Origin of the sequence: Bradyrhizobium sp. UFLA03-84 (assembly GCF_002289535.1) — a bacterium.
GTDB lineage: Bacteria > Pseudomonadota > Alphaproteobacteria > Rhizobiales > Xanthobacteraceae > Bradyrhizobium > Bradyrhizobium viridifuturi.
The window spans coordinates 266587-285756 of sequence record NZ_NSJY01000009.1 but is presented as its reverse complement, the minus strand read 5'-3'; the positions used below and the strand labels follow the sequence as shown (position 1 = coordinate 285756).

Sequence of the window (19170 nt, the reverse complement as noted above, 5' to 3'; positions counted from 1 at the left end):
CGATCCCAATGGCTTCATGAGGTTGCGACAGGGACAGAGCTCAGATCGAGCCAGCCGGTGCAACGGCGGGAAAGTCCTTGTCGGGATCGAACACGTTGTTGAAGAAATTCGTCAGGGAGTACATCGCCACCAGTGCGATGATCTCGATGATGTTTGCTTCGGTGTATCCAGCATCGCGAACGGCTTTCAGATCGGCGTCGCTGACCTGCCCGCGGGTCTCGATGACTTTGCGCGCAAACTGGACGGCCGCATCCCGTTTCGGATCGCTGGCATAGCCCTTCCGGGCGAGAATGATGTCATCGGGTGGCAGCTTGGCCATATGTTCGGCTGTGAAGCTGTGAACCGTCAGGCAATAGTTGCAACCATTCACTTCCGAAACCGCGAGGCCGATGCTGTCGCGTGTCTTCACGTCGAGCGCTTTGCTTAGCGCGCCGAGCAGGGTGGCCCACGCGTTGAACGCTATCGGGCTCTGCGCGAAGGCCGCCATCATGTTGGGGGTGAACCCGATGTTCTTCGTGAACGCATCGAGAGTCGGTTTCGACTCGGCCGGCACCTGTTCCGGCTTCAGGGCTGCAGTTCTTGGCATCATAGTCTCCATGAGTGGTTGGGTCGCTTGATAATCATGCGAAGTCCAAGACATCGGCCACCGGCATGCGCGGCTTCTGCGGCCAGTTGCCAGCTCGCTCCGGCCCTACGGTCAACAGCATGACCGGGACTTCGTCTTCGCCCAGGCCGAACTCGCGGTGCACGGCCTCTGCGTCGAAACCGATCATCGGCGTCGAACCCAGGCCCAGCGAGCGAGCCGCATAGATGATCGCCGCAGTGCCGAAGGTCGCGGAGCGCACAGCCTCGTCGCGCTGCCGCTGGGGCTGATCGTCATACAGCCCGCGAGCGGGGATTTCCCATTCCGGCACCAGGTGCGCCGGCATGATGCCGGCTTCCACCACCGGCGCCAGGCGCTCGGGGACGGTACTGGCATCGGCCAACTGGCCGATGATGATGAAGGTAACGGCGGCGTCGGTGATCGCAGGCTGATTCCATGCGATCGGACGCAACCGAGCCTTGGCCTCAGGCGTACGCGCGGCGATGAAGCGCCAGTTCTGCAGATGGAAAGATGTCGGCGCGGAGGTGCCGATCCGCACCAGGTCGCGGATATGATCGTCGCTCAGGGTGGCGCTGGGGTCGTAGTACTTGGCAGCACTACGGCTCAGGATAGTTTCGATGACGGCGTTTGTCGGCGTCGGCCGCGTGGGTGAATGGGAAGGTTGGGTCGCGAGAGTGTTTCCGCTCTTTTCGGTCTGCGCGTAGATTTCCGCGGCTACGCCGGTTGCGGGTTCGGTGGCAGCGATGCTGATGCAGTTCATTGGGTGGCTCCTTCATCAAGTGATTGCGGAGCTCAACCTACGGCAGGGAATAGTAATTTCGAGACTTAATTGCCTCAATATAATGCCCGAAAGGATCAAATTGACACGCGTAGAATTCCCGGGCCGCGTGCGTCTACTCGCCCTTGTGCGCCAGTCGGCGCCATTCCCCCGGCGTCATCCCCATCCTCTCGGCAAACACACGCCGGAATGCCGAAACGGATTGATACCCAACCGTCTCGGCCACAGCCTCGGTGCTGATCGCTTGCTTCTTAAGTTCGTTGGCGGCCAAGCTCATCCGGAGATCGGTCAACAGGTCGAGGGCGGAGCAACCCAACCTGTCTTGAAAGTGTCGCATGAACGTGGCGCGTGACATGCCGCACAAGTCCGCCAGATCAGGCAGTTTCCAGGACCGTGTTGGATCGGCAAACATTGCCGCGATGGCCGGAGCCAGTCGCGGATGGCCGGCCAGGGCCAGCAAGCCTTCAGGGGCTTTCTCGGATTCGCTCGCCGCTCGCAGTACCAGTGTGAACAGAGCCGAAGAAAGTGCGTTGAGCATGGCGCGTCCTCCCGCTCGGTCGCCAGCGGACTCCATTCGCATCAACCCCACCAGACTGGCCAGTTGGTTGGACGCGGACCCGATGCCCTCTTCTCCGTGGCCGTCAATAGCCCGCGCCACTAGATTTGTCGGCATGTAGTTGCGGATCAGCCGATCATGGGGTGGCGCAATGAAGAAGCGCCCGCACATCAGATCGAGTTGCTCGCCCTCGCCGTCGTTCTCGCTCAGCATCCATCCAGCAGACCCCTGGCGTTCCTGGGTACGGATTGGTGCTTGCCCACTACCGTCGTGTAGTACATGCGCTGCACCGTGTGGCAGCAGCACGATATCTCCGCTCACCAGCTCCCTCGCTGTTCTCGTCTCCGGATCCTCGAAAATGGCTCGGCCCTTGACTATGACGTGGTAGGGAATTTCGTTTGCCGCAGCCGGGCCCCAGGCCAGACGCCATGGCGCACCGTAGGCGCAGCGGACCTCGAGCTGGCCGGTAACGGTGATGATTTGCAAGAGTTGGCTCAGCCAATCGACTTGGGACATACGACCTCGAAACGGTGAAACATCCTATCGCAACTTCCAAACCTGGCTCCGTACCGGGGTGGTTCAAGCACCGACAGCGGCCGAGGGTTAACTCGGCCGCTGTCACATGATGTTAGCGAAGGCTCTTAGGCGTTCGCCGACTTCAGCGCGCGCTCCCCGCTTTCGGGCGCGTTGAGCACGAAGGTGACGAGGAGAACAGCAACACCGTTCGCCCAGTAGTACCAGGCGTCCAGCCCATGCAGGCCGAGCACGAAGGGCACGGCGACGAAAGTAATGCCGACGAGGCGGTCAACCGCGACATGCAACCCATATGGCAGCACGCGGACTACACCGGTCTTGTGATTGGTGAACAGGGTCAGAATGAGGGCGGCGACGCCGGTTGCGACCGACACCCAGAGCGCCAGTGGATTGGCACGGCCAAGTCCGAGCAGGAACGGCGTTGCCATCAGGCTCAACGCGACGGGGTAGTCGAGGAAGGCGTGAACGGTCTTTGTGACGAAGCGAATATTCATGAGACTCTCCGGTTGATCAAGGACTGGGGACTTGCACACCACTCATATGGAAGACTATGGGTGACGCCTGGTGCCAATAACTTTGCAGATCGTCCCGATGGACCCCTTTGCTGCCCTGTTCGCCCACGTAACGCCGACGGCCCGGACGTTCTTCACCGGGAACCTGTGCCAGACGTTGCAGTTCACTGGTGTGGGCCATCTGCACCTGTTCAAGGCAGGCGCGCTCACGGTCACCCAGGACGGACAAGCTGACCTCGAACTCGTTGAGCCGACCCTGCTGTTTTTGCCGCGCGGGCGGACCCACAGTTTCGCAGTCGATCCCGAGCGCGGAGCCGACCTCGTATGCGCGACCGTCGAACTCGGGGGTGCGGAGGGCAACCCGATTGGCCAGGGCCTGCCTGAATGTGTGGTCCTGCCGCTCACTGCTCATCCGGCGCTGGGCCCGGTTTGTGATCTGCTGGTCGGCGAAGCCTTCTCCGAAGGTGGTGGCCGCCAAGCGGCGCTCGACCGGCTGTTCGACTATCTCCTGATCCTAATCGTGCGCCACGTCGTTGAGAGCGGCGCCATTTCGACCGGCGTGCTCGCCGGGCTCGCCGACCCACGCCTGGTCAAGGCGCTGACCGCGATGCACGAGGCGCCGAAGAAGCCTTGGAAGCTTGAGGATCTGGCCGACGTTGCGGGCATGTCACGCACGCGGTTCGCCGATCATTTTCGGACGCTGGTCGGCCTGACGCCCATTGAGTACCTGACGGTCTGGCGCATGACGATCGCGCGCCAGCTTCTCGGCAAGGGCAAACCGGTCAAGAGTGTGGCGGCGCAGGTCGGCTACGACAGCGCCGCCTCCTTCTCGCGCGTGTTCAGTCGGATGACCGGGCAGCCACCGCGCGAGTTCGACGCGCTCCGGGATGGATCTCGCTAATCGATGAACTCGGCACTAAGCGTCCGAACAATCAACGGCATGCTCTTGGGAGCCTTGCGGACGAGAATTGAAATTAATTGTTCCGCGCCGCGGATGTCCGGTCGGGAGTCAGAAGCAGCGTTCGAGGGCATTCATCTTTAACATCGATCAGGAAGCTACAAATGTCAGAGCTTGTAGGGTGGATTAGCCGAAGGCGTCATCCGCCGCAGATCGACGCGCAAGACGGCGGATGACGCTTCGCTCATCCGCCCTACACAGCCCACCCGCCTCCACCCAAAGGTCCCTCCCCGCGACCTCGTCGGCCAATTGACATTCGCCATCGGGCTGCCAGACTTCGCTCAAAATACAGGGTGGAGACCACTGGATGGCCAATCTTTCGGCCTCAAATCACGTCGCCCGTGTTTTATCGGCGGCCAATCAGGTGGCCGGCGTCGACACCGAGGCGCGGATTGCCGCGTCCTGGCGGCGCTGCGTGGTCAATCACAACCTCGATCCGGCCCGGCGCGGGCCGCCGCAGACCCTGACCGAGGCCGAGGTCCGCCACGTCGCCGAGCCGATGGAGGACCTGATCCAGGTCGCGATCCCGGAACTCGAGGACCTCGCCCGGGTGCTTCACGACACCGGCTACTGCGTCAACCTCGCCGACCCTAATGCCACCATGCTGGTGAGCCGCCTGCCCGGAGGCGACTACGACCGGATGTTCCTGGAATGGAAGATCTACACCGGCTCGAACTTTGCCGAGACCTTCGAGGGCACCAACGGGCTCGGCACCGCGCTCGCCGAGCAGCGGCCGATCATCGTGCATGGCGACGAGCATTTCCGCGAGCAGTGGCACATGTTCACCTGCGCGGTGTCGCCGCTGTTCGATCATGCCGGAAGGCTGGCCGGCGCCGTCAACATCTCCTCCTGCCGCAGCGATCTCGGCCGCAGCGCGCATGAACTGGCGTTGGCTGTCACCACGGAGGCGACGCGGCGGATCGAGCAGTCGTTCTTCCGGCGGCGCTACCGCGCCTCCTGGATTGCGACGCTGCCCGGCGACGGCCATGGCATGCTCGCCTATGACGACGACCGCCGCGTGGTCGGCGCCTGCCGCACCGCGCGCGGCATGTTCGGCCTGACCGATGCGATGATCGATGGCGGCATCGACCTGTCGCATCTGATCCAGCTCGACGATCGCGCGACGCGCGCCGCGGATGATCCGGTCACGCTGCGGCGGGCCGACGGCACGCCATGGGGCCGCGGCCACCTGGCGCCTCCGGTCCGCGCGCGTGCCTCCCGTCCGTTACCTGCGCCGCCGCGTGAACAACCGGCCGGACAGTTCAGCGGCCTGCACAGGCTGGCCGGCCGCGATCCCGTGCTGATCAAGGGCGTCAAGCGGCTGATGACGGTCGGCAATCTCGATCTGCCGATCCTGCTGCATGGCGAGACCGGCGCCGGCAAGGACGTGTTCGCGCGCGCTATCCACGCCGCAAGCAATCGCGCGGCCCGCAACTATGTCGCGCTGAACTGCGCGGCGATGCCGGAGAGCCTGATCGACGCCGAGCTGTTCGGCTACGAGGCCGGCGCCTTCACCGGCGCGCGGCGCGAGGGATCGAAGGGGCTGATCGTGCAGGCGAGCGGCGGCACGCTGTTCCTCGACGAGATCGGCGACATGCCGCTGGCGCTGCAGACGCGGCTGCTGCGCGTGCTGGAGAATCGCGAGGTCTGGCCGCTCGGTGCGCTGAAGCCTGTCCCGGTCGACATCCGCCTGATCAGCGCCACGCATCGTGATCTGGCGCGGATGGCAGAGGACGGCAGCTTCCGCTCCGACCTGTATTACCGGCTGCGCGGCATGGAGATCCGGCTGCCCGCCTTGCGCGAGCGCGCGGATCGGCGCGAGGTGATCGCGCAGATCGCCGACGAGGAAGCCCCGCACTGCCGCATCGCGCCGGATGCCTGGGCGCAACTGATGGCCTATCCCTTCCCCGGCAACATGCGCCAGCTTCGTCACGTGCTGCGGCTTGCCGGTGCCACCGCCGAGAACGGCGTCATCACCGAGGCCGATCTCGATCTGCCGCCGTTCGTCAGGCGCAGCGTGGAGGCCGATCACGCGGCGAGCGAGCGCGCCGCGATCGCCGACGCGTTGCGCGCCAATGGCGGAAGAGTGAGCGACGCTGCCAAAGCACTCGGGCTCAGTCGCGCGACCTTGTACCGGAAGATCAAGGCGTTAGCGATCGAGCTGGACAGCTAGGCCAGGACAGCACCTGCCGTTCCGGCCGCGCGGGAAAGGTGCTATCATGCGCCTTTCATTCGACGCCACGGAGCGGGTCCCATGACACGGTTTCCCCTCGCTGTGGTCATTGGCCTGATTGCCGCGACCATTTCGCAGCCTGCCGTCTCGGATTCGACTGAACAACGATTAGGCAAAGTTCATTTCGCGACGTCCTGCAAGCCCGAAGCACAGGAGCTGTTCGATCGCGCCATGCTGTATCAGCATTCGTTCTGGTACAGCGCATCGCGGCGCACCTTCGAGGAAGTGCTCGAGGCCGATCCGCAATGCGCCATCGCCTATTGGGGCATCGCGCTCAGCTATCTCTACAATCCGCATGGGCCGCCACCGCCGGAGAACCTTCCGCTCGGCCTCGAAGCCGTGAAGAAGGGTCAGGCGCTGGGCGCGCAGACACAGCGCGAGCGCGACTATGTCGATGCGATCGCGGCGATGTATGTCGATTACGACAAGGTCGATCACCGCACCCGCGTGCAGAGATTCCTCGCAGCCGAAGAGCAGGTCGCGACACGCTATGCCGACGATGACGAGGCGCAGATCGCCTATGCGATCACGCTCAACGTCGCGGCGTCCCCGTCCGACAAGACCTATGCCAACCAGCTGAAGGGCGCGGCGCTGCTCGAGCCGATCTTCAAGAGCCAGCCCGAGCACCCCGGCATCGCCCACTACCTGATCCATCTCTACGACTATCCGGCGCTCGCGGAGAAGGGCCTCCCCGCGGCGATGCGCTATGCCAAGATCGCCGAGCGCGCGCCACACGCCCAGCACATGCCGTCGCACATCTTCACGCGCGTCGGCTACTGGAAGGAATCGATCGCCTCGAACAAGGAATCTGCGCGCATCGCCAAGGAAGACGGCGAGCAGCAGGATCAGGCGCACGCGATGGACTATCTGGTCTATGCCTATCTCCAGTTGGGCCAGGACAAGGAGGCGCGCGCGGTGGTCGACGAGCTCGGCAAGCTCCAGTTCAAGCAGGACCGGTTCGCCGGTCCGTTCGCGGTCGCGGCAAGCCAGGCTCGCTATGTGTTCGAACGCGGCGACTGGAAGGGCGCCGCCGCGCTCGAAGTGCATCCGACCAAATACGCCTATGCGGACGCCATCACCTACTTCGCCCGCGCAGTCGGCGCCGCGCGCTCCGGCGATCCGGCGGCCGCCAAGCCCGATGTCGCCAAGCTGGTCGAGCTGCGCGACAAGCTCAAGGACGCCAAGGACGCCTACTGGTCCAACATCGTCGATATCCAGCAGCAGATCGCGAGCGCCTGGGTGCTGTACGCCGAAGCCAAATACGACGAAGCGCTCGGCGCGATGAACTCCGCCGCGGAAGCGGAAGACAAGACCGAGAAGCATCCCGTCACGCCGGGACCGCTCGCCCCGGCGCGCGAGCTCTACGCCGCGATGCTGCTCGATCGCGGCAAGGCCGCCGACGCGCTTGCCGCCTATGAGGCCGTGCTCAAGAAGGAGCCGAACCGGCTGGCGGCTTATGTTGGGATGATGAAGAGCGCCAAGGCATCCGGCGATCAAGCCAAGACCCAGGACTGCGCAACGCAGATCGCCCGGCTCACCGCGGATTCCGACGTGTCCCGGCCGGAGCTGATGGAATTGCGACAGACAACGGGAAGCAAGCTGTGATGCCGCTGACGACATGGCGCAACGGCGGCGCGGCGCTGCTCGGCGCTGTTGCGCTGTGTCTCAGCCACGCGCCGCCGCTCGGTGCGATGGAGATCCTCGGCCAGGCCGGCGTCCTCGGCGAATGGGAGCTGACCGGGCATCTCACCGAAAGCGCGCCGGGAACGCCGAGGCAATTCTTCGGACCGTTGAAGATGAAGCACGTCGGAATCTGCACGCAGGATGGGCCGGAGGAACGCGCCGGCGAGATCAAGCTGCAAATCACCGGTTCGGATGCACAGGTCACGGCCGAACTGGTGCTGGACGGCGCGCCCTGCACCTATAGCGCCCGCAAGACGCACAATTACGAGGGCACGCTGTCCTGCGAGGGCCGCGCGCCCGTCCCGCTCCTGGTGTGGCTCAAATAGCTGACGCCGTCAGGCTCTCCACTCAGGCAGCGGACCGCGAGCGGCGCAGCCACTCGTTCAGATCGATGCGGCCGATGCGCGCCTCGCCCAACGGCACCAGCGAGTATTCCTCGACCCGGCCGCCCCAGTAGAGCGCGTCAGGGTCCCGCACCACCTCGCGCGGGTCGCCCTTTGCCTTCAGGTAGCGGGCCACGATGTCGTTGAACGGCGCACGGTCCGGGCCAGCGATCTCGACGATGCCGTTGCGCGGCGGCTCGAGCGCGATATTGGCCACGAACGCGGACACATCCTCCGCCGCGATCGGCTGGAACAGGCCGGGCGAGAGCCTGACCGTGTTTCCAACCGCACCGGCATCGGCGATCGCCCCGACGAATTCCATGAACTGGGTCGCGCGGATGATGGTGTAGGGAATGCCGGCCGCCTCGATCAGTTTCTCCTGGGCGACCTTGGCGCGGAAATAGCCGTTCTCCGGCGTGCGGTCGGTGCCGACGATCGATAGCGCGACATGGTGTTTGACGCCGGCCTGCTTCTCCGCCGCGAGCAGGTTGCGGCCGGAGGTCTCGAAGAATTCCAGCACCGCCTTGTTCTCGAACGACGGCGAATTGGCGAGGTCGATCACGACGGCTGCGCCAGCCAGGGCCTGCTTCAACCCCTCGCCGGTGATGGTGTTGACGCCGTTCTTGGGCGAAGCGGCGACGACGTCATGGCCGCCTTGACGCAGAATGGCTGTCGTCCTGGAGCCGATCAGTCCGGTGCCGCCGATCACAACGATCTTCATGAGTTGCTCTCCCTTGTCGATGACTGGAGATCTCGAGATGCGCTTGGGGCCTCAAACCGCCGATGGAAAGCGCGGCGGCACTTATAGCATGCCGCTAGCGCGCATGGCGCGCTCGTCAAATTGATCAGGATTGGTCAGCGATGCTGATTGACTATCGGAGGCGCACCGCCTGCCGGCTGCTCAGGAAAACTCGTTCCAGCTGACGCGGCGCGCATCGACGTCGCCGAGCGTGATCGGATCATGGATGTTGCGCACGCTCTGGAAGCCCGAGCGCAGATAGATCAACGGATCGACCGTGGTCGCGGCGCGGACATGCTGGACCTCGCCGATGAAGATCGAATGGGTCTTGGTCTCGAGCTCCTGCGCCAGCACGCAGTCGAACGCCGCGACGGCATCCTCCAGCACCGGGGCGCCAGTCGCACCGGTGGTCCAGCGTCCGAACGCGAAACGGTCGTCGCCGTTGACGCCCTTCTGGCCGGAGAAGGTCAGCGCCAGCAGAGCGTGGTCCTCGTTCAGGAAGTTGATGACGAAATGGCGCTCCTCGAGGATGCGAGCGTGCGCGCTGGCATTACGGTTAACGCAAACCAGAACAGAGGGCGGATTGTCCGACAACGAGCAGGCCGAGGTCACCGTCAGGCCGGTGCGCTGCCCGGTCTCCGAGCCGACCGTCACCAGCGCGACCGCGCCGGCGCAATGGCGCATCGCCTGCTTGAAACTCTGTGCGTCGACCGTCATGCCGCAACCCCGGTACTGAAATATATTTCCCTCAAGATATGCAAGGCGGGGTACGAGGCAAGCCCCGCACCCCGCCTAGCTGTCATGCAGCCTTCTCGAACTCGGCGCCGAGATGCTTGAGCCGCGGCATCACCTCGTTCTTGAGCAGGTCCAGCGAGTGCCGCCAGGCCTCCGGCTTGTGCTTGTAGTCGAAGCCGAACACACAGAGCACGCCGAAGCCGCCGACCTCCCGGTAGATCTGCTCGATCTTCTCGGTGACCGTCTTGGGCGAGCCGACGATCCAATTCCGGCGCGCGCAATATTCGACGGTGACGTCGCTGTCGGGCACGTCGGGCGCGTGTTTCAGATAGTCCTTGAAGCCGAAATGGCCGAGCAGCGGCAGGAAATACTCGCCCATCATCCGGCCCATCATGTCGCCGGTCGACAGCTTCCACGCCTCCTCGTCGGTATCCGCCACGAACACCTCGCGCACCAGCCGCCAATCCTTGCGGCTCGGCTTGCGGCCGGTCTTGGCAGCGCCGGCTTCGACTGAATCCCAGTGGCTGCCGACATAGGCCGGGTTGAGGTTGAGGCTCATCGGGATGAAGCCGCGCTCGCCGGCGAGCTTCAGCGTGTCGGAGTTCTTCGACAGGCCGGCGACGCCGATCGGCGGATGCGGGCCCTGCAACGGCTTGATGTGGGGTTTAAGGAAGTCGAACATCGTGTCCGGCTTGCTCACCGTCCAGTACTTGCCCTTGTGGGTCCACGGTCCCGGCTCCGACCACATCTTCAGGATGATCTCGAGTGCCTCACGGGTCATGTCGCGGTTTTGCCCCGACATGCCGTCGACATTGAACATCGCCCAGTCGCTCGGCAGGCCCGAGGCCGCGACGCCGAAGTTCAAGCGGCCGTTTGAGAGATGATCGAGCATCGCGACGCGGTTGGCGAGCTCGGCCGGGTGGTGATACGGCAGCAGGAAGCCACCAGGCCCGATACGCAGATTCTTGGTCTGCAGCAGCGCCTGCGCCACCAGGAGATCGGGCGACGGATGCGGCTCCCAGGGCGCGGTGTGATGCTCGCCGATCCAGGCTTCCTGATAGCCGAGCTCGTCGAGCCAGCGCAGCGTCTGCAGGTCCCAGTCGTGGCCCTCCTTCAATCCGCACTCCGGCGGGTGCGAGGGCATGGTGAAGTAGCCAAGCTCCATGTGCGTTTCCTTCCTTCGTTGGGTTCAGTCATGCAATGCGTCTTGCCGCGCATTGCGCGACAATCAGCAAGCGCTGTGCCAGCGGGAGAAATCGCAGAGAATCGTTGGGAATAGCCGGTTTTCGGCCGGCTCTAGCCGATTGCCGTGTTCAAGAGCGCCGCGATCGTCTCACGGTCGCGAGACGCGTCGCAACCGTGAGACGCGCAGATAGCGTGCCCGATCAGCCCGCCGCGCGGCGCGGCATCGCGTTGTTGGTATCAGGCTCGGAGGGCGGCGGGAGCTGCATCAGGATGGTCTGGCCCATCGAGGCGATCTCGATGCCTTCTTCCTGGAAGCGCCGCTTCATGCGGCGGTTGAACTCGCGCTGCACAGACCAGCGGCCGCTATCGGTGCAGCGGATCTGGCCGACGATGGTCACCACGGAGCCGTCGACCTTGTCGACGCCCCACAATTCGAGGTCACCGCGGATGAATGCACGATACGCCGTCTCCTGACGCATCTGCGCGACGATATCCTTCAGCACCTCGCCGGCGCGGTCGGTGTCCTCCTTGTAGGACACGTTGACGCTGACAGCGGCATTGCCCGCGCCGCGGCTGGAATTGGTGATCGTCGTCACCGCGCTGAACGGCACCACATGCACCGAGCCGTCGCCGGCGCGCAGCCGCATGGTGCGGATCGAGACGTTCTCGACCACGCCCGAGAGGCCCGACACCGTGACGGTGTCGCCGACCTGCACGGTGTTCTCGATCAGGAGGAACAGCCCGGTGATCAGGTCCTGCACCAGCTTCTGCGAACCGAAACCGATCGCGATGCCGACGATGCCGGCGCCGGCGAGCAGCGGCGCGACGTTGACGCCGATCTCGCTGAGCGCGGTGAGCCCGACCACCGCAACGATCATGCAGAACAGCGCGGTGCGCAGCATCGGCTGGAAGGTACGCAACCGTGCCGCGCGAGCGTAATGCCCCTCGCGCGACAGCGTGTCGATTTGGCGGTCCATCAGCGCATTGGCGACTTCCCAGATCACGGCCGCGGCGAGCGCGGCGATGCCGATCGTCACCAGCGCCGAGATCAGGCGAGAGCCGATCTGGCCGCCGTAGAACCAGACGATGGCGTCGACGCCCCAGACCTCGAGCAGCGCGACGAAGCCGATCAAGGCGATCACCGTTGTCACCACCTTGCGCAGCAGCGGCAGGTAGCGGTTGGCGCGCGTCTCGAGTCCCGGGAAACGTTGCATCAGGTCCGGGCTGATGCGGAAGCCGCGATCGATCAGGCTCAGCACCACCATGGTGACGAGCCGGGTGACCAGCAGCACCGCGACCGTGCCGACAAAATATTGCAGCAGCAGCGAATAGCCGTTGCGGATGTTGAGCGCCCACACCGCCCACAGCGCGAGGTCGAGCGCGATCGCCAGCACATGCCAGAGTGAAGCGAGACGGTTGCGCGTCCGCGCCGCAAGCCCGGTGCGATCGGCCGGCGCACGGATGACATCGGCGACCTGGCGGCGGCACTGCAGGATGATGACGACGACGAACAGATGCACGACCAGCATCACCAGGCGGATCAGCGCGGCATAGCCGGCGCGATGCAGCCCGAGCAGCAGCGCGACGTTGGCGAAAGCGATGCCGGAGACCCCGACCGCAACGATGCGCCGCGCCCAGATCTCGATATAGGCCGCGGTCTCGGCACGGACGCGGAACAGGCCGAAAGGCCCCGCCAGCGCCCGCACCGCGCAGATCAAGACGCGCGAAAATACGTAAGCATTGACGACGGCGAGGATCACCAGCCGCGTCGTCGATTGATCGCCGATCTCGGTGCCGAGCAGCGCCGTGGCGATGCCGCCGAACACGACCACCGGCAGCAGTTCGAGCAGCAGGCGGCCGAGCACGAAGGGCAGCCGGACCAGCGACTGCCAGGCCCGCGCCAGGCTGAGCCGGCGCCGATGCAACTCCGGTTCCGGCGTGACATCGGTAACCGACGACGGCGGATCGGCGCTCGCGAGCGCCTGCACCGGCATGCGCGCGGTCTGCGGCAGCCGCGTTTCGAGGAACGCAACCGGCCGCTTGATCAAGCGGAACACCACCCATTCGGCAGCCAGGGCGCAGCCGAACACCAGCGCCAGCTTCCAGGCGATGTCGATCAGGAGGCCATACGCGTCCGGATCATTGGCGGTGCGCACAAACCAGTAATAGAACGCCGGAAAATGCGTCAGCGTGCGCGCGACGTCGGCGACCTCGCGCGACATCTCGCCGACCTGCTCCGACACCATCAGCAGGAGCTGCGCACCGAGGCTGTCGGCGGTGAGCGGGATCGGCGAATGCTGCTCGGGTGCCGGCTCCGCGGCGGCCGGCTGAGCAGCAGCCTGGGGCGAGGCCTTGGCGATGGCGCGCAGCGTGTTGATGATCTCGCCGCGCTTCTTGTCGTCCTGCAGCGTCTCGAGCGCGCGCTTCGCCTGCTCCGGTGTCAGCGTGTCGCTGGTACCGGGTTGCGGCGGCGCCGGCTTGGCGGCCGGCTGCGCAAGCGCGGGAGAGACGAACAGGGTGAGGACGAGAAGGATCGCAAAACGAAATGTGTGCGACACGAGGGCCTCTTATTAAAAGTCATTGCGCGACGGCTCATCCCTGGAAGGAATCAGCTCTCGCGCTCGCGCCATGTCGGATCGCTCCTTTTCGCCCCGATGATGTGTCGGAAGTTTGCCGTTGCAGCGGCCATGTTTTGGCATTTGCCGCAACACAATCGTCACAAGTGTTGAGCGGCGTTTACGCATGCAAGGCGGTCCCGGCTGGGCCGGCCGAGCCGTTCACCACACGTCAGGGATGAGGCGGCAGAATCTTTCGCTTGACGCAGGCTGGCGGCCATGGTGTTCTTATTTTGTTCTTTTGGTTTGCGATTGCGTTTCGGGGGTGTCATGCACGACGTGTTCAGCGACGACGGTCCGGTCAGGCTCTTCTTTCATGATGACGACGAAACGCCGCTGGAATTCATGCGCAACTTGTTGCGCACGGTATTCGGCAAATCCCGGAAAGAGGCGATTGCCGTCACCGCGCGAATCGAGGCCCAGAACGGCTTCGCATGCGGCCCCTATCCCGCGACGGTGGCCAAGGCATTGCTGGAGTCCGCCCAACAGCTGATCCGCAACAACGGGCATCCATTGCTGATCACCGCGTCAGCCGCGGACGCGGCCCGGCCGTGCGATCTCTGTGGCGCGTTGGAGCCCGTGACCGACGTGTTTCTCATCCGCCGGACAGTCTGCCTGTGCGGCAACTGCCTGATCGCCGCGCGGGCAAGCTCGGAAAATCTGCCGAGCGAGGAGTTCCGATATGCCTTCATGGCGCTCGATTGGCATTTTGCCGGGACGCCGCGCAATCAGATCATGACCCGGTCGCGGCAATTTCCCGGTCACATGCGAGCTGACGTTCAGACCGCGATCGACAGGTTGTTCGCTGCGCCGATCCATTTCTTCGGCATTCACGAGCAACACCGCTATGAGACCCTCGGGATTGCCTCGCTGATGGAGAACAGCCGCAACGCGCCGCCGATCGCGCCGCCGCAGTATCACGACGTCGACGTTGGAGAGCCCGAGTCAGTCAAATGCCTGAGCAATGGCTTGTGGCTGTGCCAAACCGAAGAGCTGCGCTACGCGGTGCTGCTCAGCTACCATCGTGATTATCAGACCGAACCGGGCTTGCGGATCGAACTCGCGGTGCCTGCGGGTACCGCTGGAAACGCCTTGGTGCAGCGGACCTTCGCGGAGCTGGAAGCGGCCGTACACGCGGCACGATCCTATCGCGGCAAGATCCTGTCGCTTGAGGATGCCGCCGACTATCGCGGCCGCGCGCGCGGCGTGACCGTGCATCGCTTGCCGACCGTCGCGCGCGACGACGTGATCCTGCCGGAACGGACGCTGCGGCTGCTCGACCGCAACGTGCTCGGCTTCGTCGAAAGCCGCGATCTGCTGCGCAAGCTCGAGCAGTCGACCCGCAAGGGCATCCTGCTCTACGGCCCGCCCGGCACCGGCAAGACCCACACCATTCGCTATCTCGCCACCAATCTGCCAAACCACACCACGCTGATCATCACCGCCGAACAGGTCGGGCTGCTCGGCGCCTATATGAGCCTCGCGCGGCTGCTGCAGCCGACCATGGTCGTGATCGAGGACGTCGACCTGATCGCGCGCGACCGCGAGGACATGGGCGGACCGTGCGAGGAATCCCTGCTGAATAAGCTGCTGAACGAGATGGACGGCCTGAAGGAGGATTGCGATATCCTGTTCGTGCTGACCACCAACCGGCCAGAAGAGCTGGAGGGCGCACTGGCCGGCCGGCCCGGCCGTATCGACCAGGCGATCGAGGTGCCGCTGCCCGACGAAGCGGGACGCGGCAAGCTGATCCGGCTCTACGGCCGCGGCCTGCCGCTCGCGCCGTTCGTCATCGATGCAGCGGTGCAGCGCACCGAAGGCGTCAGCGCCGCCTTCATCAAGGAGCTGATGCGCCGCATCGCGCAGGCCAGCATCGCCCGCAACGAAGGTCAAGATGTCACAGCCGAAGACATCGACGGAGCGCTGAACGAGATGCTGTTCGACGGCGGCCGGCTCAACGTGAAGCTGCTCGGCGGCGCGCAGGGAATGAGCGCCGGGTGAGACCGGGTCAGTGCGCCAAGCGAGGCGGCAGCAGCAACTCGCGTTCGCCAGCTGCGACGCGCGCAAGTTCGTCCGACATCCGCGCCAGCACGCGGTCCCAGGCCTGCGGTCTGTCCTGGCGGAACAGCCGCATGGTCGGATACCAGGGCGTGTCGGCGCGGTCGCGCAGCCAGCGCCAGTCGAGCGCATAGGGACACAGCATCCAGACCGGGCGCCCCAGCGCGCCGGCCAGATGCGCCACCGAGGTGTCGACGGCAATGACGAGATCAAGCGCGCAGACGGCGGCCGCGGTGTCGGCGAAGTCGCCGAGCGTCGGCGCAAGATCGACGATATCGGAGCCGAGATTCCGCAGCACCGGCGCGTCGTCGGGCCGCGGCTCCTTCTGCAGGCTGTAGAGCTGAACGCCAGGCGTGACCAGCCGAGGCAGCACGGCCTCCGCCGGCAGCGAGCGCTGACGGTCGCCCTTGTGCCTGACATTGCCGGCCCAGACCACGCCGACCTTCAAGACGGACACGCCACTGAGTGCGTCGCGCCAGCGTGCCAGCTTGCCGGCATCCGCCTGCAGATAGGACGTCGCCGCAGGAATCGTCTCGACGGTGGTGCGGAAGATCCGCGGCAGGCTGAGCAGCGGCAATTGCAGGTCGAACGGCGGCAATGTCTCGCCGCGGGCAAGCACCACGACGCCGGGCAGCATCGGCCGCAGCAGCGCGACCAGCGCCGGCTGAACTTGCAGCAGGATTCGGCCGCCGGTGCCCACCAGCATCGGCACGTAGCGGACGAAATTGATGACATCGCCGAGCCCGTACTCGGCGAACAGCAACAGCGTGCGCCCCGCCAGCGGCTCGCCCTGCCATTCCGGTTCGTCGAACACCGGATCGCCTTCACTGAGCATCTTGGTCTTGCGGCGCCACTGATACTCCTCGAAGCCCTCCTCGAACTCGCCGTTCATCAGCAGGAAATGCGCGTGGTTGTAATGCGCCAGCGGCTGCTCGGGATCGAGCGCGATGGCCCGGCGCGACGACACCAGCGCGGCATCGATCTCGCCGGCGTTGCGCAGCGCGACCGCCAGATTGGCATGCCCCTTGGCATAGAGCGGATCGATCTCGATGGCGCGCCGATGCGCCGCGACCGCGGCCTCGACCAGGTTTTGCGCCTCGAAGATGATCCCGAGATTGGTGTGCGCAGCGGCATAGTCCGGCTTGAGCGCCAGCGCGAGTTCGGCGCAGGCGATCGCCTCATCGACTTGCCCAAGCTCGAACAGGCAGGCCCCGAGATTGTTGAGGATGACGTGATCGGAGGGATCACGGGCCGAGACCTGCCGGTAGAGACGGACCGCCTCCTCGCGCTCGCCGAGTTCGTGCAGCACCATGGCAAGCAGGCGCTGCGGCGCGAGGTTGCCGGGATCGAGCGCCGTTGCGCGCCGGTAGTGCAGGATCGCGTCCTCAAGCTGGCCGAGGCGGTAGAGCGCCGCGCCAAGGCCGCAGTGCAGCCCGGGATTGTCGGGATCCGCGCCGAGCCCGCGGCGATAGGCGGTGGCGGCGGCGTCGTGCTTCTTCTGATCGGACAGTGCGTTGCCGAGATTGAGCCAGACGCCGCGATAGGCCGGATCGCGCGCGATCACCTCGCGATAGGCCTGCTCCGCCTCGACCGGCCGCTGCTGCCCGGCCAGGGCAACGGCGAGGTTGAACCGCGCCCGCGTCAGGCTGCCATCGAGCGCGATCGCGCGGCGAAACGCCGTCTCGGCCTCATCGAAGCGCGACAGGTCGCACAACGCCACGCCGAGCTTGATGTGCAGGCCGGCATCCTTCGGCCGCAGCGTCACGCCGCGCTGGAAAGCCGCTACTGCGCCTTCGTGCTCGCCCTTCACGGCGAGCGCATCGCCGAGTGTGCCGAACGCCGGTCCATGCTGCGGATCGAGGCTGAACACCCGGTTCAGCAGCACCGCGCCTTCCGCGGCGCGATCGGTCACGAAGGCGATGACGGCGGACAGATGCAGCGCCGGAACATGGTCGGGATCGGCGCTGAGGATATCGCCGCACAACGTGCCGGCCTCCATCGCGCGGCCCGCGCCGTAATGCGCCACCGCATCCAGCAACATCCGATCGATCGCCACCTTGCCCACGATACCGCCCCCGACTTCAAGACCCCGATGGGGATTAAACGCGCGGCGCCGCCAAATCCGGCACGCGAATATCAGACCGCGGCCTGATATCCCGCCCCCTTGACGTCTTGCCCATCATGTAACATATGAAGTTACATGATCCGCGATAGCCGCCTGTCCAGCGTCCTGCACGGCCTGCTCCACATGATCGGAGCGGGCGAGCCGGTCACGTCGGAGCAACTCGCCCAGGCGATGGCGACCAACCCTGTGGTGGTGCGCCGGGTGATGGCGGGCCTGCGCGAGCAAGGCCTGGTGCGTTCGGAGAAGGGCCATGGCGGCGGCTGGACGCTGGCGCGCGATCCCGCCGACATCACGCTCGCCGACATCTATCGCGCGGTCGGCGCCCCCACCATCGTCGCGATGGGCCATCGCTCGGAAAATCCCGGCTGCCTGGTCGAACAGGCCGTCAACGATGCGCTGTCGGGGACGTTTCGCGAGGTCGAGGCGCTGTTCCTGAAGCGGCTCAGCGCGGTGACGCTCGATGCGCTCGCGAAGGATTTCAAGCGCCGCCTCGCCAAGCACAAACAAAGCCTCGAGGACCAGATTCATGCAGTCAAGTGAGCCGGCGAAACCGTTGCCGTACAACGATCCCGCGCATTGGGATAAGATGGTCACCGCCTACGAGGCGCAGTCACAGCCGTTCACGACGCTGTTCGCCGACGCCGCGGTCGCAACCCTCCCGATCGGCCCGGCATCGAAAGTGCTCGATGTCGCGACCGGCACCGGCGCCGCGGCACTCGCCGCCGCCCGCACCGGGGCTGCGGTCACCGCGATCGACTTCTCCGCCGGCATGGTGGCGCGGGTCCGCGCGCATGGCCTTCCAAATATCGAGGCACGGCAGATGGATGGCCAGGCGCTCGATCTGCCGGATGCCGCCTTCGATGCGTCGGTGTCGGTGTTCGGCGTCATGTTGTTTCCGGACTGGCGCGCCGGATTGCGCGAGATGGCGCGGGTGACGCGACCTGGCGGATCGGCTTCGATTGCGGTCTGGAAAAGCGCTGACGGCGCCGCCGTGCATCTCTTGCTGTCGCAGATCATCCGCCGGCTCTATCCCGACAATGTCACACCGATGCCTTGCACGGGCCTCGCCGAGCTCGCTGACCCCACCCGCTTTGCTGCGGCGGTCATCGCCGCAGGCTTCTCCGAGCCCGCCATCACCGAGATCACCCACGACTTCACGCTCAAGGTCGCCGATCCAGCCGACATCGACAAATTGTTCGAGTTCATGCCGCATTGGAGCGGGCTCGATGCCGGCCAGAGCGCCGCGGTCGCGCGCGCGCTCCGGAGCGAGATCGAGCAGAGACGGACCGGCGACAGCTTCGCGATTCCCTCGACCGCGCTGATCGCGACGGCGCAGCGGACGTAGCACGTGTGACGTCAGCTTGCGTGCGCGGGATGAGAATGATCGACCGCGTGACCGACTGATCGCGGCGACGTCGCGCGCTTCCATCTTCTCAAATCGTGCAATGACGTAGCGGCCCGGCAACGGCGCG

16 protein-coding genes are annotated in these 19170 nt (G+C 65.3%); 7 read left to right on the top strand and 9 right to left on the bottom strand.

The window, feature by feature from the left end; translation table 11 throughout:
- Positions 1-40: 40 nt before the first annotated feature.
- The 4 genes from CK489_RS11460 to CK489_RS11445 all read right to left on the bottom strand — a co-directional run bounded on the left by CK489_RS11460 (position 41) and on the right by CK489_RS11445 (position 2966).
- Positions 41-586, bottom strand: a complete 546-nt coding sequence (locus tag CK489_RS11460) for a carboxymuconolactone decarboxylase family protein (protein ID WP_050626913.1) — start codon at positions 584-586, stop codon at positions 41-43.
- A 34-nt stretch (positions 587-620) separates the two neighbouring features.
- A complete protein-coding gene (locus tag CK489_RS11455; RefSeq protein ID WP_244485991.1) occupies positions 621-1364 on the bottom strand; it encodes a nitroreductase family protein in 744 nt (247 codons plus the stop codon).
- Positions 1365-1497: 133 nt separating this feature from the next.
- Positions 1498-2454 carry an AraC family transcriptional regulator gene (locus CK489_RS11450; protein ID WP_050626860.1) on the bottom strand — a complete coding sequence of 319 codons (957 nt, stop codon included), beginning with the start codon at positions 2452-2454 and terminating at the stop codon, positions 1498-1500.
- A 125-nt stretch (positions 2455-2579) separates the two neighbouring features.
- Positions 2580-2966, bottom strand: coding sequence for an SPW repeat domain-containing protein (locus CK489_RS11445; protein WP_050626859.1), 387 nt, complete (start codon positions 2964-2966; stop codon positions 2580-2582).
- Positions 2967-3063: 97 nt separating this feature from the next.
- Between CK489_RS11445 and CK489_RS11440 the strand changes: the two genes are divergently transcribed.
- The 4 genes from CK489_RS11440 to CK489_RS11425 all read left to right on the top strand — a co-directional run bounded on the left by CK489_RS11440 (position 3064) and on the right by CK489_RS11425 (position 8184).
- Positions 3064-3885, top strand: coding sequence for an AraC family transcriptional regulator (locus CK489_RS11440; RefSeq protein ID WP_095732379.1), 822 nt, complete (start codon positions 3064-3066; stop codon positions 3883-3885).
- Between the two features lie 364 nt (positions 3886-4249).
- Complete coding sequence (locus CK489_RS11435) at positions 4250-6115, top strand: sigma-54-dependent Fis family transcriptional regulator (RefSeq protein WP_095732378.1); 1866 nt, start codon at positions 4250-4252, stop codon at positions 6113-6115.
- A gap of 81 nt (positions 6116-6196) precedes the next feature.
- Entirely contained in the window at positions 6197-7780 is a 1584-nt protein-coding gene (locus CK489_RS11430) for a hypothetical protein (protein WP_095732377.1), read from the top strand.
- The gene (locus tag CK489_RS11425) at positions 7780-8184 is read left to right on the top strand and encodes a hypothetical protein (protein ID WP_095732376.1); all 405 of its coding nucleotides are present in this window, start codon (positions 7780-7782) and stop codon (positions 8182-8184) included. The genes CK489_RS11430 and CK489_RS11425 overlap by 1 nt, the downstream gene beginning before the upstream one ends.
- Positions 8185-8206: 22 nt before the next feature.
- On the opposite strand, the gene CK489_RS11420 is transcribed toward CK489_RS11425, so the two are convergent.
- The 4 genes from CK489_RS11420 to CK489_RS11405 all read right to left on the bottom strand — a co-directional run bounded on the left by CK489_RS11420 (position 8207) and on the right by CK489_RS11405 (position 13458).
- On the bottom strand, positions 8207-8962 hold the full coding sequence (locus tag CK489_RS11420; protein ID WP_050626857.1) for an SDR family oxidoreductase: 756 nt from the start codon (positions 8960-8962) through the stop codon (positions 8207-8209).
- A gap of 180 nt (positions 8963-9142) precedes the next feature.
- On the bottom strand, positions 9143-9697 hold the full coding sequence (locus CK489_RS11415) for a flavin reductase family protein (protein WP_050626856.1): 555 nt from the start codon (positions 9695-9697) through the stop codon (positions 9143-9145).
- Between the two features lie 82 nt (positions 9698-9779).
- Complete coding sequence (locus CK489_RS11410) at positions 9780-10880, bottom strand: LLM class flavin-dependent oxidoreductase (RefSeq protein ID WP_050626855.1); 1101 nt, start codon at positions 10878-10880, stop codon at positions 9780-9782.
- A gap of 220 nt (positions 10881-11100) precedes the next feature.
- Positions 11101-13458 (bottom strand): mechanosensitive ion channel family protein, encoded by a 2358-nt coding sequence (locus tag CK489_RS11405; protein ID WP_095732375.1) that lies wholly within the window; start codon positions 13456-13458, stop codon positions 11101-11103.
- A gap of 327 nt (positions 13459-13785) precedes the next feature.
- On the opposite strand from CK489_RS11405, the gene CK489_RS11400 reads away from it, so the two are divergent.
- Positions 13786-15516, top strand: a complete 1731-nt coding sequence (locus CK489_RS11400) for an ATP-dependent Clp protease adaptor ClpS (protein WP_095732374.1) — start codon at positions 13786-13788, stop codon at positions 15514-15516.
- Positions 15517-15523: 7 nt separating this feature from the next.
- Here CK489_RS11400 and CK489_RS11395 read toward each other — a convergent pair whose 3' ends face one another.
- On the bottom strand, positions 15524-17614 hold the full coding sequence (locus CK489_RS11395) for a tetratricopeptide repeat protein (RefSeq protein ID WP_095732439.1): 2091 nt from the start codon (positions 17612-17614) through the stop codon (positions 15524-15526).
- Between the two features lie 159 nt (positions 17615-17773).
- On the opposite strand from CK489_RS11395, the gene CK489_RS11390 reads away from it, so the two are divergent.
- Together CK489_RS11390 and CK489_RS11385 are read left to right on the top strand one after the other, a co-directional pair.
- Positions 17774-18238, top strand: a complete 465-nt coding sequence (locus CK489_RS11390) for an Rrf2 family transcriptional regulator (RefSeq protein ID WP_095732373.1) — start codon at positions 17774-17776, stop codon at positions 18236-18238.
- A complete protein-coding gene (locus CK489_RS11385; RefSeq protein ID WP_245350322.1) occupies positions 18225-19043 on the top strand; it encodes a class I SAM-dependent methyltransferase in 819 nt (272 codons plus the stop codon). Before CK489_RS11390 ends, CK489_RS11385 begins: the two co-directional genes overlap by 14 nt.
- Positions 19044-19170: the final 127 nt, after the last annotated feature.